At 77.0% G+C, this 747-nt stretch carries 1 protein-coding gene; it reads left to right on the plus strand.

From position 1 onward, the window contains the following. Positions 1-39: 39 nt before the first annotated feature. On the plus strand, positions 40-747 hold a 708-nt coding region (locus tag HMPREF3099_RS05860), incomplete at its 3' end, for a M56 family metallopeptidase (protein WP_070705133.1).

Raw genomic sequence — 747 nt, forward strand, 5'->3', positions numbered from 1 at the left:
CGTGCACCCCGGGGTGCACGGCGTCGTAGCATGCGTGCGATGTCCCCCACCCTGGTGCTCGCAGCACTGGCCGTGCTGCTCACCCTGGGCACCCCCGTCCTGCTCCCCCTGCTCACCGGCCTCCGCGCCACCCCAGCCGCGGGGCTCCTGCTGTGGCAGGGCAGCGCCGTCGGCGGCCTGGCCTCCATCGTGCTGCTGCCCCTGGTGGCCGCCCACGAGTTCGGTGGCCTGTTCACCACCGACGACGGCGTGCACCCCGGTGTGGTGGTGGGCGCGGCCCTGCTCTCGGCGGTGCTCGTGGCCCGGCTGCTGCTGGCCGCCCACCTGGTGGGCACGGACCTGCGCGCCCTGCGCCGCCGCCACCGCGAGGCCGTGGACCTGCTCGACCCCCGCCACGGCGTGCGCGACCGGCTGCGCGTCATCGACGCCGACGCCCCCGTGGCCTGGTGCCTGCCGGGGCGCCGCGCCCGCATCGTGATGTCGCGCCCGGTGGTGGAGGGGCTGAGCCAGCTCCAGCTGCACGGGGTGTACTGCCACGAGCGCGAGCACCTGCGCCGCCGCCACGACCTGGTGCGCGAGTTCTTCAGCGTCATGGACGCCGCCGTGCCCGCCCCGTTGCGCCACCCGCGGGCCCTGGCCGAGGTGGAGCTGCTGGTGGAGCTGCTCGCCGACCGCGCCGGCGCCCGGGAGGTGGGGGCGGTGACGATGGGGCAGGCGCTGGCCCGCGTGAGCACCGGCAGCGCCTCG

The organism is Kytococcus sp. HMSC28H12 (assembly GCF_001816045.1).
In the GTDB taxonomy this organism is placed as follows: domain Bacteria; phylum Actinomycetota; class Actinomycetes; order Actinomycetales; family Dermatophilaceae; genus Kytococcus; species Kytococcus schroeteri.